We start from the raw sequence: 12,094 nt of genomic DNA, 5'->3' as shown, positions 1-12,094 counted from the left end.
CCATTCGCCCTGTCCTTCGGGACCTGGCCTTCAGGACCTCTGTTGGAGCGCGTCACGCGACTCCGGGATCGGCGAGGACCAGCGCCTCGGCCTCGGCGCCGGCGGGCAGGCCGGGGCCGGGCGGGACGAGGACGAGGAGGTCGCAGGCGCGCAGGGAGGTCAGGGCGCCGGAGACCTGGCTCGGCAGCGGCTCGGCGCGGCCGTCGACCAGGCGGGCGCGGACGCAGTGGGTGCGGCGCCCGGCGCCTTCGGCAGGGGCGGCGAGGACGACCCGCCGGCGCGGCCGCTCGACGTTCAGGTGGCCGCCCAGGCGGCGCAGGGCGGGGCGGGCGAACAGCTCGAAGCCGACGTAGGTGCTGGCCGGGTTGCCGGGCAGGGCGAACACCAGCGCGTCGCCGAGGCGGGCGAACGCCAGCGGCCGCCCGGGGCGCAGGCGGACGCGGCGGAAGATCGGCTCGACCCCGAGCGCGAGCAGGGCCGGCCACACGAGGTCGTGGTCGCCGACCGAGATCCCGCCGCTGACAAGCACGACGTCGGCGCCCGCGGCGGCGTCGGCCAGGGCCCGGCGCAGCGCCTCGGGCTCGTCACCGACGCGCCCGAGGTCGCGCACGTCGGCGCCGGCCTCCTCGGCCTGGCAGGCGAGCATGAGGCCGTTGCTGCTGACGACCTGGCCATGTCCCGGAGGACAGCCGATGTCGACCAGCTCGTCGCCGGTGCACAGGACGGTGACCCGCGGGGCCCGGTGGACCAGGACGTCGGGGTGACCGGCCCCGGCGGCCAGCGCCAGGTCGCCGGGGCGCAGGGCTGTCCCGGGGGACAGGATCTCGACCCCGGCCGCGAGGTCGCTGCCGGCCTTGCGGACGAAGTGCCCGGGCCGCACCTGGCCGGCGCGGGCGAGGTCGATGCGCAGGCGCTCGCCCCGGCGTTCGACGTCCTCCTGGGCGACCACCGCGTCGGCGCCCGGCGGCAGGACCGCGCCGGTGGAGATCCGCGCGGCCTCGCCCGGCCGCAGCGCGGCGGCGGAGGGGTGACCGGCGGCGCTCTCGCCGGCGACCGCGAGCTCGACCTCGCCTGTCTCCGAGGACAGGTCGACGGCGCGCACCGCCCAGCCGTCCATGGTGCTGACGTCGGCCCCGGGCATGGCCCAGCGGGCCTGCAGGGTCTCGGCGAGGACGCGGCCGCGCGCGGCCGGCAAGGCCCTCCGCTCGCCGGGCAGGGGGGCGCAGGCGGCGAGGACGCGCGCGAGGGCGGCTTCGGGCTCGAGGTCGTCGGCGATCATCCGCTCTTCTTCTTGCCCTTCTTGGTCGGCGTCGGCGGCGTGGTCTTGTGCTTGCCGCGCTTCGACCAGCCGCGCTTGCCGGGCAGGGAGTTGGTCTCCTCGGTCGAGGGTACCGGGTTGTCGACGGCGGACGCGGCGCTCGGGTCGTCGGCGGTGGCGGCGTAGCGCGTGGCGTCGACGTCCTCGGCGGCGACGTCGGCGCGCAGGTCGTCGGGCGCAGGGCCGATGTTGCCGCGCGGCGCCGGGGCGTCGACGGTGCCGCGGGTCTCGCCCGCCTTGACGTAGACGACGAGCAGCTGGCCGGCCGCGGGCGCGTGGCCGCGGTCGATGCCGTTGATCCGCGCGAGGTCGCCGTCGGTGAGGTCGAAGCGCTTGCCGATCTTCTCGAGGGTGTCGCCCTTCTTCGCCTTGTAGCCGCGCCGCACCAGGCCCCGCTGCTTGAGGCCGGCCTCGAGGTGCTCGCGCGAGCCGCGGACCACCAGGTCGACGGCGCTCTGCTCGAGCACGACGATCTTGGCGGCCCGGGCGTCGAACGAGCGCGGGACCACGATCTGCAGCACCTGGCCGGGCTGCAGCCGCGCCTGCGGGTCGAGGTCGTTCCACGCGACGATGCTGTCCCACGGGACAGAGAAGGCGTCGGCCAGGCCGCGCGGGGTGGTCGAGCGGGTGACGGCGAAGAACACCAGGCGCTGGTCGGGGCCGACGGCGACCTTCGGCGCCGGCACCAGCAACCTGTCCGTAGAGGCAGGTGCCGCGGCGGCCGAGCCGCGCGGGACCAGGAGCACCACGCCGCGCTCGAGCTCGCCGTTGTCCTCGAGGCCGTTGAGCTTGCGCAGCTGGGCCTCGGTGGCGCCGTAGCGCTGGGCGATCGCGGCGACGGTCTCGCCGTAGGCGACCACGTGCTGGATGTGGTCGCCGCCGGCGCCGTCGCGCACGCCGCCGCGCTCCCACGCGGCCAGCTTGGCCTTGGGGATCCGCACCGGATAGCTGCGCCCCGGCGGGGTCCGCTTGCGGATCAGCTGGGCGTTGAGCTCCTCGAGCAGCGCCGGGTCCTCGTCGATCGCCTTGGCCACCGCGCTGAGGGCGGTGCCCGGCGGGACGTCGACCTTGACGAAGTGGATCGGCGGCAAGCTGTCCGAAAGGTCAGGCCCGACCTTGAACGCGGCCCGGTTGCGGCCGACCAGCGCGGCCGCCAGGATCTTCGGCACGTAGAGCGTGGTCGCGTGCGGCAGGCCGCTCTCGATCTCGCACAGGGCCCAGAAGTTGTTGCTGTTGGCCCGGGCGATCGCAGTCATGGCCAGGCCGTAGCCGCCGTTGAAGGCCGCCAGCGCCATCTCCCACGAGCCGAAGCGCACCCGCAGGTCCTTGAGGTAGGCGGCCGCCGCGTAGGTCGAGCGCTCGATGTCGTGCCGCTCGTCGACCCAGTAGTTCTGCTCGAGGCCGTAGACCTTGCCGGTCGGCTCCATGAACTGCCACAGCCCGGCGGCCCCCACGCGCGAGCGACGGTGCGGCTGAAACCCGCTCTCCGCCATGGCCACGAACACCAGATCTTCGGGGACGCCCACCTCCTTGAGGATCGGGCGCAAGATGTGCTCGTAGCGGTTCATGCGCCGCACCCAGCCGCGTATGAGCGCCTGGCCCTTGGCGTCGTCCTTGAAGAAACGCAAGTATTCGACCAATTTGGCGCCGTAGCGGATCGGCAGCTCCGGCAGCGCCAGCGCGGCGATCCACTTCTCCGGCGCGGTCTTCTCGATCGTCGAGCGCGGTGTGCTCGTCAGCACGCCGCGCTCGAAGCTGGCGAGGTCCTCGCGCGCGGCCGCGTCCGCGTCGACCGCCCGCGCCGCGTGCGTCTCGTGGATCGTGGCGCCGTCGGGCCGTCCACCCCGCACCTGGTCGCGACCGCCGCCGGCGACCTCGAGGGGCCCGATCCGTTCGCGCTCCTCGGCCGGTGCGCCGTGAGCCACACCTGCAAGGCCCAGCCACAGCGCCGTCAGAAGCCCGCCAAACCCCACCCAGGAGGGCGTAGGGGCGGTTTTGCGGCGCCCGCGCAGATCCGGACCTGGTCGCATTCGCATCGCCGCCCACGCTAGCAAAGCGAGGCTCGAAGGACTACCTTTCGGCCATGCTCCTGGGTGTCCTCAGTCCCCTCGAGATCGTCATCATCGTCGCGGTCATCTTGCTCGTGCTCGGCCCGTCCAAGCTGCCCGCGCTGGGATCGAGCATCGGTCAGATGCTGCGAGGGTTCCGCAAGGAGATGAAGGCGATCGAACACGACAAGCAGCAAGAGGCCGACCGCCGCGGCGAGATCGACGTCACGCCGAAGGACGAGCCGAAGCACAGCCGCCCCGGCTGAGCGTGTTCCTCCCGACCTCCGCGATCTCGAGCCGCAAAATTCACGAAGCCCGCCCGTTCCAGCCGGAACGAGCGGGCTTCGCCGTCGACGCCGCGGAGGCGTCGCCCGGTCATCCCTTCGAGTTGAGGACGACGACCACCACGATGGCGATGATGACGACCACCACCAGGGCGATGTAGACCACGTTGGAGCTGCCGGTCGGCGGCGTGGTGTTGGCGATCGGCAGCTTCTCCGGCTCGGGCGGCTTGCTGGCCACCTCTTGCCTCGGGGTCGGCAGGTTCGCGTTGGACGTCGCAGCCTGCTCGACCTTGGCGGTGACGGCGGGCTCGGCCGGCGCCGGCGGGTTGCTGGTCGCGGTCTGAGCCGGCGGCGTGTGCGGCGGAATCCGCGGCTCGGGCTGCACGGCGCTGACCTTCGCCTCGGCGGCCTCGAGATCAGCGGCCTTGTTGCCGGCTCGCATCGACGAGCCGGAGGTCGGCGCCGCAGCCACGTCCCCGGCCCGCGGATCCATGCTCGCAGGCCGCTTCGGCGCCTGGATGATCGTCTTGTTGCCGGCTCGCGGCGGCTCGGCGGCCGCAGGCGTGGGCGGCGGCGGGGCAGACACCGGCGGGGTCGGAGGCGTTTGCACCGACGCGGGCGGCGTGGCGGCGGGCGAGGTCGGCGGCGCCTTGACGGGCGGCGTCGCGGCCGGCTTCTCGGCCTCGACCGGACGCGCCGGCGGCGGAGCCTCGACCTTGCGCGGGGTGATGTCGGACTGCGGACCGACGTGGCTGTAGACGCTGAAGTACGCCTCGGCGCTCTCGAAACCCTGAGCGAACAGCTGCCCGGGTTCGGCGAGCGACGGCTCGTTGGCCGCCTCGAAGTCCAAGATCATGCGGAACTCGCAGTGCGGGCACGCGATCTGGACCAGCGGGGCGATCTGGTCGGCAGGGATGCGGAAGGGACCGGCGCAGGACGGACAGAGGACGAACATTAGAAGTCCAGACCCAGGGAGAGAGTGTACTGCTGTTGCAGCCCGGAGGTGTCGGCGACCTTGTTGCCTTCGATCTCGCCCTGGCGCTTGCCACCGGGGACGATCATCGCCTCGAGGCCGACGCGCAAGACGCTGAAGATGAATCGGAAGCCGAGGAACGGGCGGTGCCGGTAGATCATACCCGCATCCTTGAAGACGAACTCGCTCAACACCGGCGACTTGTCGAGGTACTCGTCCGTCGTCGGCGTGGCGTCGAGCACGCCGGAGCGCGCGAAGATCATCAGGCCCTGGTAGCCGATGTACGGCGTCATGTTGACGGTCTTGCCGACTCCGAACACGTGCGAGATCGAGATGTCGAACGAGCCCGTCGTCATGTTCATGTCCTCGGCGCCGACGAGGCGCGAGAACATGCCGCGCAGCGCGATGGACGGGATCGGCAGGTGGTGGAAGCCCTCGTGGATGGCGACCTTGCCGTAGCCGCTGATCGTCCACATGCGGCTGCCGAACAGGTGCGTCGCACCGGCGCCGACCTCGATGCCCGGCCACAGACCCTTGCGACCCATGATCTGCAGGGTCGGCGCGACCTTGCCTGGATCACCGCGCGTCGCGTTCTTCCAGAAGTCCTTGCCGTTGCTGATCGTGTTGAGGCTGATGTCGGCCGACAGCGCGAAGCCCGACAGGCCGAGCGAGTCCGCGGGGTCGACCGGCTTCGGCGCCATCAACACGCCGAGCTCCGACGCGAGGCTGCGGAAGTCGCCGTCGTTGGCCGACACCACGCCGCTCGGATCCATCGTGCCTAACTGGCTGAGCCGCAGGTCGTAAGGTCCCGCCCAAGCCTCCGAAGAGCCGAGAAGCAAACTCAGGCCGAAAGCCGCTAGGGCAAACGAAGAAAGGAACCGTCTGGGCATGCGGGAGCTCCGAGATTCAGCGGTCGGCGCAGCGTAACTTGCGCCAGCGAGGTGTGTCAAGGTTCGCGCCAGGCCGTGCTGGGCCGAGGAATACGCCCGATCGTCGGTTGCCGTGAGCGGCGCACGACGGGCCGCGGCGGCTTCCTGACTCAACTAAGGAAGTCGAGCGCGCCCCGCCGTCGACCTTACAGACGGCGGCCCCGAGCGCAGAGCGATGGTTTCGCGGCGCTAAAGAGGGTCCGGGGCTCCGCGCTCGTTGACCGCGCAAAGGCCGGCTGCTAGCGTGCCCGGCCTGAAGCCGCCGCACGTACAAGGCCCTCCGCTCGCCCGTGTAAGCCCGAATCAGGCGGGAGATCGGTTCGGGGCGCGGGCGCGAGCTCCCCGGCGAGCCGGACTGCTGAGCCTGTTCGTGCTGTCGTGGGCCTCGCCCCTCGCGCTCGCCGTCCCGCTCGACTTCGCCGACTCGCTGCCCGCGTGGGCCCCGACGGTCGGCTACGTCGGCGCCGCCGCGCTGGCCCAGCTCGTGATCTACTGGCTGCTGGCCGGCGCCCTCGGCTACGAGCGATCGCTCGGCCTGCGGATCATCCGCGCCGAACGTGTGCCGCGCGGCGCTCGCATGCTGTGCGCGGTGTGCTGGGCGATCGCCGGCGTCGCGCTGCTGCTGCTCAACCTCGGCTACCACAGCCTCGCGCTGGTGATCGCCACCGCCGCCGCCAGCTTCCTCGGCCTGCTGCTGCTGCTCGTCCAGTACTCGTCGATCTTCGGCACCACCAGCATCATCGGGGTGGTCCTGGGGGTCGCGGCGCTGATCGTCGTCCAGTCGGTCGCCACCGGCTTCCAACACGAGTTCGAACGCCGCGTGCTCGGCGTGTACGCCCACATCAACGTGACGCGCAGCTCGGGCATGGCCGAGTACCGCCGCTTCGAGACGTTCCTGCGCGCCCGGCCGGGCGTCACCGGCGCGAGCCCGTTCGTCTACTACGCGATGATGCTGGCGCCCTACGACCCGGAGGGCGGCCGCACCGACGACCTCCGCCTCGCCAGCGTGCTGGTGAAAGGGATCGAGCCCGAGACGGCGTCCGAGGTGATCGACCTGCCGGCCCACCTGCAACGCGGCAGCGGGCGGGCGATCCCGCTCCCGGTCCTGCGCTCCGACTTCGAATTGATGCCGGTGCCCGACCGCGAGCCGGAAGAGCTGCCGCCGGCGATCGCCGCCACGCCCGATCCCCGCGGCTCAGGCTGGTACGAGCGCGCGATGGCCCACTACGCCCAGGTCCCCGCCGCCCGCAAACGTATCCCCGGAGAGATCCGCGGCGATCTCCTCGACGACGACGAGTGGCCCGAAGAGCAGGCCGCCGGCGAACCCGCGACCCGCTTCGACGCCAGCGCCCTGCCCACGATCTTCGTCGGCGCCACTCTGGCCCGCGAGCTCGGCCTGCACGAAGACTCGCTGGTGATGGTGGTCGACCCGGGCTCGTCGTTCGACGCCTCGAGCGAGCCCGAATTCCAGTACTACCGCGTCGCCGGGATCTTCCAGGCTGGCTTCCAGGAGTACGACAGCCGCCTGGTGTACGTACACATCAAGGAGCTGCAGCGCTTCAAGTACCGCGGCCGCGACCAGGTCTCCGGCGTCGACCTCCGCCTGCAACACCCGGATCTCTCCCCCCAGGTCGGCGCGGCCATCCGCGCGGCGCTGCCCGGCCGCGAGTACCAGGTGCTCGAGTGGCAGAACCTGAACGAGAACCTGTTCAAGAGCATCCGCCTGCAGAAGAACATCATCACGGTGATCCTCAGCCTGGTGATCACCGTGGCCACGTTCAACGTGCTGTCGGCGCTGTGGACGATGGTGGTCCGCCGCACCAACGACGTGGCGATCCTGATGTCGATGGGCGCGACCGGGCCGCAAGTGGCGCGGATCTTCCAGGTCACCGGGATGGCGATCGGCCTGTCCGGCGCCGCCGCCGGGGTGCTGTTCGGCCTGGTGCTGTGCTGGCTGGTGTCGCTGTACGGCTACACGCTCGACCCCGAGGTCTACTTCATCGAGGAGCTGCCGGTCGAGTTCAGCCTGGCCCAGATCGGCTGGATCCTGGCGATGACCCTGGCGATCTGCTTCGTCGCCACGCTGCCGCCGTCGCTCCGCGCGGCCAAACTCCGCCCCGTCGAGGGCCTGCGCTACGAGTGACGCCGTGGCCACGTCCCGCCGCCGCTGGGCCCTGATCGCGCTGGTGGCCCGCCGCATGCTCCTCCGCGAGGGCCGCCGCGGGGCCGGGCGAGCGGCCAGCGCGGTGCTGTGGACGGCTGCGGCGCTGGCGATCGCCGGCGTCGCGGCGACGCTGCTCGGGGTCCGCTCGGTCGGTCCGCCGCTTGTCGCAGGCATGGCGGCGCTGGTCGCCGTCGGGCTGGCGTGCGCCCGCCACCTGATGCCCGCGGTCGCAGTCGCCGTGTTCGGCACGGGCCTGGGCTGCGCGGCGCTCATCACGGTGCTCGGAGTGACTTCGGGCTTCGAACGCGAGCTGGTCGGCCGCCTCAGCAAGGTCGGCGGCCACGTGACGCTCACGGAGTACGGCCTCGACTTCGACGAGTACCCCCAAGTGGTGGCCCGCTGGGGCCCGGACCCGCGCGTGCTGGCGGTGTCGCCGTTCGCGTTCTCGACGGCGGCGGTGGTGCCGCTGCAAAAGGATGGTCCTGAGGACAGGTCAAATGCGACAGGTGTGGAGGGACATGGTCAAGAGGACATGTCCGGAGAGACTCATGTGCGCCCGATCGACCGCAACGCGCCGGTGATCGCGCTGATCAAGGGGGTCGAACCGCAGCTGGCCGCGGCCCTGCCAGGGACGGTAGCGATGCTCCGCGCGGGCGATCTGCGGGCGATCCGCCCGGGCGACGTGCGCCACGGGCCGGCGATCGCGCTCGGCTCCCGCCTGGCCGACCGCCTCGGGGTGAAGGTCGGGGACTCGGTCCGCCTGGTGGTCCCCGCGGAGCTCGACGGCACTGCGGCAGCGATGACCCGCCCCCCGCGCCACGGCGAGTACGAGGTGGTGGACCTGCTCGACACGGGGGTCGGTGACTACGACGCGTCGCTGGCGCTGGTCCACCTGTCGGCCGCGCAGGCGCTGTTCTTCGCCGAACGCCGGGTCAGCGGGGTGGAGTTCGCGCTCCGCGAGCCGGACTCGGCGTCGGCGTTCGCCCAGGAGCTGGTGAGATCGATGGGCGACGGGTTCCGCGCGACGACGTGGGAACAACAGGGCGAGGACGTGCTGGCCGGCCTGCGACAGATCCGCGCTGCGGTGTCGCTGGTGCTCGGACTGCTCGAGGTGGTGGCCGCGACGGCGCTGCTGGCGAGCCTGCTGCTGCTGGTCCGCCGCAAGCGCGAGGAGATCGCAGCGCTGATGAGCCTCGGCGCGGACTCGCGGGCGATCTTCGCGATCTTCGAGGCGGTCGGGGTGTTCGCCGGGGTGCTGGGGACGCTCATCGGTGTGGGCCTGGGCCTGGCGTTCGGCTGGATGGTGGCTGTGTTCCGCTACCCGCTCGACCCGGAGGTCTATCCCGTCGACCACCTGCCGTTCGCGCTGTCGTGGATCGATCTGGCAGGCCCGGCGATGGCGGCGCTGATCATCTGCGCGCTCGCCAGCGGTCCGGTGGCGCTGGTGGCTTCGCGGCTGCCGCTGCTCGCGGGGCTCGGGCGCGCCTGATCGAGTCGTAGCGATCCTCTGCTTGGGCGCGGCGATTGTCGAGCGGGGCTGCGAGGGCGGGGGCCCGGAGCGATGCGCGGCGAGAGTCGCACGGCGCGAGCGGGTCCCGGATCGATGCGCGGCGAGGGTCGCGGGGCCGGTGTCCGGGACGCCCTGTCCCCTCAGACAGTTGCTCGGACGTCGTGGTGGCTGGCTCGCTTCGAGGCAGCAATTGCCTCGTCCTGCGCAAACTCGGTGCCAGGGCGTCCCGGCCCCCGTCCTCCGGGAGCTCTCTTTGGGCGGTGACGGTCGGCTCCGCCGAGATCCGGGACCCGCTCGCGCCTGAACCACGAGGGTCGAGGCGCGGCGAGGTCTGCGTGCGGCGGTGAGGGCGGGTGTTCGCGGCGAAGGTCTCGCGGCGCGAGCGAGCCCCGACTGGATGCGCGGTGAGGAGCGCAGGGCCGGCGATTGGGCGACATGTCCATTCAGACATGTGCTTGTGTCAGAGGCCTCGATGCGCGGGCGTGGCCCTTCGCGGCGGACCAGGAGAAGGGTGGTGGCCGGAGGGCGGCCAAAACAGGATCGTTCGCGGGGAGGTTCGCTGGCATGTCCTCTCGGACATGTCGTCGAGCTGCGGAGTCACTCGCGCGCGAGCGCGTGCGAGGGGCGGTCAGTCGCGCCAGTCGACGCGCAGGGGCATCGACTCGAGCTCCTGGGGGGCGTAGGGGCGCTTGGCCGGGGCGCAGCCGCGCCACACGAGGGTGACGCGATCGGTATCTGGCTCCAAGAGCATGGTGTGAAGGACAGGTTCGGTGAGGTTGAGGCGGCCGTCGCGGCCGTCGGTGTGCAGGCGCGGGGGCGGCGGGGTGGTGAAGAGCCAGCGGCCGCGGGTGGGGTGGACGCCGTGGAGCTCGACCGGCTCGCCGCCGCGGAGGTGAGGGAGCTGGAGGCCGAGGGGAGCGCCGCAGGTGATCTCGTAGCGGAAGTCGAGGTCGGTCCGGCCGGTGCCGTCGGCGAGGAGCTCGGGGACGAGGCCGCGCTCGACCTCCAGCGGGGGCTCGTCGAAGGACTCGACGAGCGGGACGAGGCCGCTGAAGGCGACGCGCGGGTACCAGTCGTACTGGGTCCACCCTCCCGCGTGCGGGAGCGGCATGCGGTGCCAGTTGTCGAGCCAGTCGCACACGAGCCGCTCGGGGGTGAGGAGGTCGGTGGGATCTTCGAGCTGCGGGAGCTCGAACTCGTCGTCGGCCGCCGGATCGAGCTCGAGGAGGTAGCCGCGGCCGACGGGGTTGCGCGGGTACAGGAAGGGCGAGGCGAGGTCGGGATCGACGCCGCCGAGCGCCTTGCTCCACTCGGGGCTGCGCAGGGGGTTGCCGTGGCGGGCCTCGGCGCCGTGATCACGACCGCCGTAGGCGAAGACGTAGGAGAGGGGGACCTTGTCGATGGGCCGCGGGTCGGAGAAGCGGATCCTGCCCTGGCCGATCGAACAGGTGCGCTGGCCGACGACGGCGATCCGGTGCTCGCGGCCGTCGACGCGGACGAGGACGTCGAGTCGACGCGCGCGCTGGCGGCCGTAGGCGTGGCCGAGCAGGACGACGTCGGTGCGCGGCTTGTACGGGTGGAGGTCGGTGTCGGCGGCCAGCAGGCCCGGGACGTCGCCGTCGTCGAGCGGGGCGGCGAACAGCGGGGTCTGCTCGTCGGCGAGGGTGCAGCCGCCGTCGGCGCCGACGTCGTAGGTGCGCTTGGCCAGGACGGCGAGCATCGGCTCGCCCGAGGGGAGGATGTCGGAGACCTGCTGGACTGTGGGGCTCGGGCGGGTTTCGACCTGGCGCATGGGACAGCTTTGCTCGAGAGGCTTCGGTCAGGTGCGGCGAGGAGCGGGTCGAGTTCATGGCTGTCCCAGGGGACAGGTCGGCTCCGGCACGACCTGGCGCATGGGACAGGTCGTCAGGGCCGGCAGACCGGCGGTGGCGCGGGGCCGATGCTCGGCGGTTGACGCGGGGGCTGGGGCGGCTGGGGCGGGGGCTGGGGCCGCTTGCCGAACTCGTCGACGACGTTGTTGTTGAGGTAGTCCTGGGCGCCGTTGGTGGTGGCGCCGCCGGGGGTCCACCAGCCGAAGGCGCCGTTGGCGTCCATGCCGAGCGGGCCGCCGAACAGGAAGCCGGAGACGGCGCCGACGGCGTTGTTGAGGATCGGGTTGGCGGCCTCCCGGCTGGGGCGCATGAAGGCGGGGAAGATCTTGAGGAAGGCGTCGGCGCGGGCCCGGTTGGCGGCGGCCAGCTCGCGCGCCATCTGGTTGATCACCTTCTGCTTGACCGTGCCGCGCAGGAGGTCCTTGGCGGCGGCCTTGGTCATCGCGGTGTTCAGGAAGCGGTTGGCGATCTTGTCGCTCAACTTGCCGAGGAGCTTGTTGAACAGCCACTGCAGCGCCCAGTCGATGGCGAAGCTGAGGAGGCCGTGGAAGAAGTCGCCCCAGGTCATGCCCGCGTAGTGGGTGTTGAAGGCGATGACGATGCCGGGGCGCTTGGGGAACGGGGTGCCGCAGTTGAGGTTGATGTTGATGCAGGCGTACGGGATGATGCACACCGCCGCGGGCTTGCCCTCGGCCTTGTACTCGCTGGTGCCCCAGTACGACTTCGAGGCGCTGAAGAGGATGTCGAGCGGCAGCAAGTACGAGAGCATGCCGATGTGCGGGATGCCGGGGCCGATGTCGCTGCCCTTCTGGACCAGCGCGCCCCAGCTGGTGCTGTGGCTGATCGCCCGCTGGTAGGTGCCCTTCCAGCCGCACAGCAGGTGGAAGCACACGTACGGGACGGGCGCCGGCAGCGGCGCGGGCGAGCCGATCGGCCACGGGATGTGGAGGTCGTAGCCGATCATCGGGTGGAAGTCTTTGAGGACGGCGAACGGCAC

The 12,094-nt window shown here is 71.8% G+C and carries 9 protein-coding genes; 3 read left to right on the top strand and 6 right to left on the bottom strand.

Translation table 11 applies throughout. The features are described 5' to 3' along the window. Nucleotides 1-52: 52 nt before the first annotated feature. Both O0S08_RS29945 and O0S08_RS29940 read right to left on the bottom strand, forming a co-directional pair. Nucleotides 53-1,279 carry a molybdopterin molybdotransferase MoeA gene (locus O0S08_RS29945; protein ID WP_269032759.1) on the bottom strand — a complete coding sequence of 409 codons (1,227 nt, stop codon included), beginning with the start codon at nt 1,277-1,279 and terminating at the stop codon, nt 53-55. Beyond that, complete coding sequence (locus O0S08_RS29940; RefSeq protein ID WP_269032758.1) at nt 1,276-3,243, bottom strand: LysM peptidoglycan-binding domain-containing protein; 1,968 nt, start codon at nt 3,241-3,243, stop codon at nt 1,276-1,278. Before O0S08_RS29940 ends, O0S08_RS29945 begins: the two co-directional genes overlap by 4 nt. Nucleotides 3,244-3,401: 158 nt before the next feature. Between O0S08_RS29940 and O0S08_RS29935 the strand changes: the two genes are divergently transcribed. Continuing rightward, on the top strand, nt 3,402-3,632 hold the full coding sequence (locus O0S08_RS29935; protein ID WP_269032757.1) for a Sec-independent protein translocase subunit TatA/TatB: 231 nt from the start codon (nt 3,402-3,404) through the stop codon (nt 3,630-3,632). 109 nt (nt 3,633-3,741) lie between these two features. On the opposite strand, the gene O0S08_RS29930 is transcribed toward O0S08_RS29935, so the two are convergent. Then, nucleotides 3,742-4,605: a hypothetical protein gene (locus O0S08_RS29930; RefSeq protein ID WP_269032756.1), complete on the bottom strand. Its 864-nt coding sequence runs from the start codon at nt 4,603-4,605 to the stop codon at nt 3,742-3,744. Further along, nucleotides 4,605-5,396, bottom strand: a complete 792-nt coding sequence (locus O0S08_RS29925) for a hypothetical protein (protein WP_269032755.1) — start codon at nt 5,394-5,396, stop codon at nt 4,605-4,607. The genes O0S08_RS29930 and O0S08_RS29925 overlap by 1 nt, the downstream gene beginning before the upstream one ends. 526 nt (nt 5,397-5,922) lie before the next feature. Here O0S08_RS29925 and O0S08_RS29920 point away from each other — a divergent pair. Continuing rightward, nucleotides 5,923-7,695, top strand: coding sequence for an ABC transporter permease (locus O0S08_RS29920; RefSeq protein ID WP_269032754.1), 1,773 nt, complete (start codon nt 5,923-5,925; stop codon nt 7,693-7,695). Between the two features lie 4 nt (nt 7,696-7,699). Next, a complete protein-coding gene (locus O0S08_RS29915) occupies nt 7,700-9,205 on the top strand; it encodes an ABC transporter permease (RefSeq protein WP_269032753.1) in 1,506 nt (501 codons plus the stop codon). Between the two features lie 649 nt (nt 9,206-9,854). On the opposite strand, the gene O0S08_RS29910 is transcribed toward O0S08_RS29915, so the two are convergent. Together O0S08_RS29910 and O0S08_RS29905 are read right to left on the bottom strand one after the other, a co-directional pair. Next, nucleotides 9,855-11,018: a DUF2169 family type VI secretion system accessory protein gene (locus O0S08_RS29910; protein ID WP_269032752.1), complete on the bottom strand. Its 1,164-nt coding sequence runs from the start codon at nt 11,016-11,018 to the stop codon at nt 9,855-9,857. Between the two features lie 113 nt (nt 11,019-11,131). After that, on the bottom strand, nt 11,132-12,094 hold the full coding sequence (locus tag O0S08_RS29905; protein WP_269032751.1) for a hypothetical protein: 963 nt from the start codon (nt 12,092-12,094) through the stop codon (nt 11,132-11,134).

The sequence above is a fragment of the Nannocystis punicea genome, assembly GCF_026965555.1.
Classification (GTDB): domain Bacteria; phylum Myxococcota_A; class Polyangia; order Nannocystales; family Nannocystaceae; genus Nannocystis; species Nannocystis punicea.
Note: the sequence above shows the minus strand (reverse complement) of the source record. Positions and strands in the feature narration are given on the sequence as shown.

Bases quoted from the DNA above. Each gene is read 5' to 3' on its own strand.
- O0S08_RS29945 (WP_269032759.1), bottom strand. From the start codon at position 1,279: ATGATCGCCGACGACCTCGAGCCCGAAGCCGCCCTCGCGCGCGTCCTC.
- O0S08_RS29935 (WP_269032757.1), top strand. From the start codon at position 3,402: ATGCTCCTGGGTGTCCTCAGTCCCCTCGAGATCGTCATCATCGTCGCG.
- O0S08_RS29930 (WP_269032756.1), bottom strand. From the start codon at position 4,605: ATGTTCGTCCTCTGTCCGTCCTGCGCCGGTCCCTTCCGCATCCCTGCC.
- O0S08_RS29925 (WP_269032755.1), bottom strand. From the start codon at position 5,396: ATGGATCCGAGCGGCGTGGTGTCGGCCAACGACGGCGACTTCCGCAGC.
- O0S08_RS29910 (WP_269032752.1), bottom strand. From the start codon at position 11,018: ATGCGCCAGGTCGAAACCCGCCCGAGCCCCACAGTCCAGCAGGTCTCC.